Genomic DNA, 3375 nt, shown 5'->3' with positions numbered 1-3375 from the left:
AAGCGTGGTGGTGGTCAAATCTGGGTCACACGTCATGCGTGTGTTCTGTTGTCCGCCCCGAGCATGTCGGGTGCGGTGTGCAGGTCTTGTCTTTGCGAACAAGACCCGCGGTATGGAGCCCGTATTCTGGGAACCACAAAGTGGACGCAAGCAATCTCTGACCACTCCTACCAGCCTTTACAACGGTATGAGTGTAGTGATTATCAAGTTATCGGCTTATTAGTACCGGTCAGCTCCGACAGTCTTTAGTCCTGTCTTCCACATCCGGCCTATCAACCCAGTCGTCTGGCTGGGAGCCTCTCCCCCGAAGGGATGGAAATCTCATCTCGAAGCCGGCTTCCCGCTTAGATGCTTTCAGCGGTTATCCGTTCCGAACGTAGCTAATCAGCGGTGCTCCTGGCGGAACAACTGACACACCAGAGGTTCGTCCATCCCGGTCCTCTCGTACTAGGGATAGATCTTCTCAAATTTCCTGCGCGCGCAGCGGATAGGGACCGAACTGTCTCACGACGTTCTAAACCCAGCTCGCGTACCGCTTTAATGGGCGAACAGCCCAACCCTTGGGACCTACTCCAGCCCCAGGATGCGACGAGCCGACATCGAGGTGCCAAACCATGCCGTCGATATGGACTCTTGGGCAAGATCAGCCTGTTATCCCCGAGGTACCTTTTATCCGTTGAGCGACAGCGCTTCCACAAGCCACTGCCGGATCACTAGTCCCGACTTTCGTCCCTGCTCGACTTGTCAGTCTCACAGTCAAGCTCCCTTGTGCACTTACACTCGACACCTGATTGCCAACCAGGTTGAGGGAACCTTTGGGCGCCTCCGTTACTCTTTAGGAGGCAACCGCCCCAGTTAAACTACCCATCAGGCACTGTCCCTGAACCCGATTAGGGTCCGAAGTTAGATATCCAGAGTGACCAGAGTGGTATTTCAACAATGACTCCACGAACACTAGCGTGCCCGCTTCAACGTCTCCCACCTATCCTACACAAGCCACACCGAACACCAATACCAAACTATAGTAAAGGTCACGGGGTCTTTCCGTCCTGCTGCGCGTAACGAGCATCTTTACTCGTAATGCAATTTCGCCGAGTTCGCGGTTGAGACAGCTGGGAAGTCGTTACGCCATTCGTGCAGGTCGGAACTTACCCGACAAGGAATTTCGCTACCTTAGGATGGTTATAGTTACCACCGCCGTTTACTGGGGCTTAAATTCTCAGCTTCGCCTTGCGGCTAACCGTTCCTCTTAACCTTCCAGCACCGGGCAGGCGTCAGTCCGTATACATCGTCTTGCGACTTAGCACGGACCTGTGTTTTTAGTAAACAGTCGCTTCCCACTGGTCTCTGCGGCCATCGAACGCTCCCGGAGCAAGTCCGTTCACGCCTCAGGCCCCCCTTCTCCCGAAGTTACGGGGGCATTTTGCCGAGTTCCTTAACCACGATTCTCTCGATCTCCTTAGTATTCTCTACCTGACCACCTGAGTCGGTTTGGGGTACGGGCAGCTAGAACCTCGCGTCGATGCTTTTCTTGGCAGCATAGGATCACCGATTTCGACTTGCGTCTACCCATCAGATCTCAGGCTATGTGAACGACGGATTTGCCTATCGTTCGCCCTACATCCTTAGACCGGGACAACCATCGCCCGGCTCGGCTACCTTCCTGCGTCACACCTGTTAATACGCTAAACGCACCAGCACGGGGTCGTACGCTAGGCCCAACGCTTCACCCCGAAGGGATCCATCAAAGGGATTCAGATACTTAGCACTACTGGATTGTCTTGGGCGGTTCTTCGCCGGTACGGGAATATCAACCCGTTGTCCATCGACTACGCCTGTCGGCCTCGCCTTAGGTCCCGACTTACCCAGGGAAGATTAGCTTGACCCTGGAACCCTTGGTCTTCCGGAGGACGGGTTTCTCACCCGTCTTTCGCTACTCATGCCTGCATTCTCACTCGTGTGGCGTCCACGGCTGGTTCACACCGCCGCTTCACTCGCCACACGACGCTCTCCTACCCATCAACACGGCTGGACCACGAAGGCCTACCACTAATGTCAATGCCACAACTTCGGTGGCGTGCTTGAGCCCCGTTACATTGTCGGCGCGGAATCACTTGACCAGTGAGCTATTACGCACTCTTTCAAGGGTGGCTGCTTCTAAGCCAACCTCCTGGTTGTCTGTGCAACTCCACATCCTTTCCCACTTAGCACGCGCTTAGGGACCTTAGTTGGTGGTCTGGGTTGTTTCCCTCTCGACTATGAAGCTTATCCCCCACAGTCTCACTGCTGCGCTCTCACTTACCGGCATTCGGAGTTTGGCTGACGTCAGTAAGCTTTTGGGCCCCATCGGCCATCCAGTAGCTCTACCTCCGGCAAGAAACACGCAACGCTGCACCTAAATGCATTTCGGAGAGAACCAGCTATCACGAAGTTTGATTGGCCTTTCACCCCTATCCACAGCTCATCCCCTCCATTTTCAACTGAAGTGGGTTCGGTCCTCCACGACGTCTTACCGTCGCTTCAACCTGGCCATGGATAGATCACTTCGCTTCGGGTCTAGACCCTGCGACTGAATCGCCCTATTCGGACTCGCTTTCGCTACGGCTGCCCCACACGGGTTAACCTCGCCACAGAGCACTAACTCGCAGGCTCATTCTTCAAAAGGCACGCCGTCACCCCAACATGGGAGCTCCGACGGTTTGTAAGCAAACGGTTTCAGGTACTATTTCACTCCCCTCCCGGGGTACTTTTCACCTTTCCCTCACGGTACTTGTCCGCTATCGGTCATCTGGGAGTATTTAGGCTTATCAGGTGGTCCTGACAGATTCACACGGGATTTCTCGGGCCCCGTGCTACTTGGGATACTCTTCACGCCATAACACCATTTCGACTACGGGGCTCGCACCCGCTCTGGCCAGGCATTCAAACCTGTTCGTCTATGATGCGCTGTAACGTTCAGTGCTCGGCAGAACACAACGAAAAGTCCCACAACCCCGACCATGCAACCCCTGCCGGGTATCACACATGATTCGGTTTAGCCTCTTCCGCGTTCGCTCGCCACTACTGACGGAATCACTGTTGTTTTCTCTTCCTGTGGGTACTGAGATGTTTCACTTCCCCACGTTCCCTCTACCCGCCCTATATATTCAGGCGGGAGTCACCAGGTCACCACAAGGGGCCTGGCGGGGTTTCCCCATTCGGAAATCCTCGGATCACAGCTCGTTTATCAGCTCCCCGAGGCTTATCGCAGATTACGACGTCCTTCTTCGGCTCCAGATGCCAAGGCATTCACCGTTTGCTCTTAAAAACTTGAAAATCACATGAGTTTAAGAAACCACAACTCGAAAAGTTGCAGATCCAATGATTGGCAAGGAC

General features: G+C 54.3%; 1 rRNA gene. It reads right to left on the bottom strand.

Going from position 1 to position 3375, the window contains the following annotated elements:
- Window positions 1-199: 199 nt before the first annotated feature.
- Window positions 200-3315, bottom strand: a 23S ribosomal RNA gene (locus tag HQQ82_RS19465).
- Window positions 3316-3375: the final 60 nt, after the last annotated feature.

Origin of the sequence: Rathayibacter sp. VKM Ac-2856 (assembly GCF_013205055.1) — a bacterium.
Taxonomy (GTDB): Bacteria; Actinomycetota; Actinomycetes; order Actinomycetales; family Microbacteriaceae; genus Rathayibacter.
Note: the sequence above shows the minus strand (reverse complement) of the source record. Positions and strands in the feature narration are given on the sequence as shown.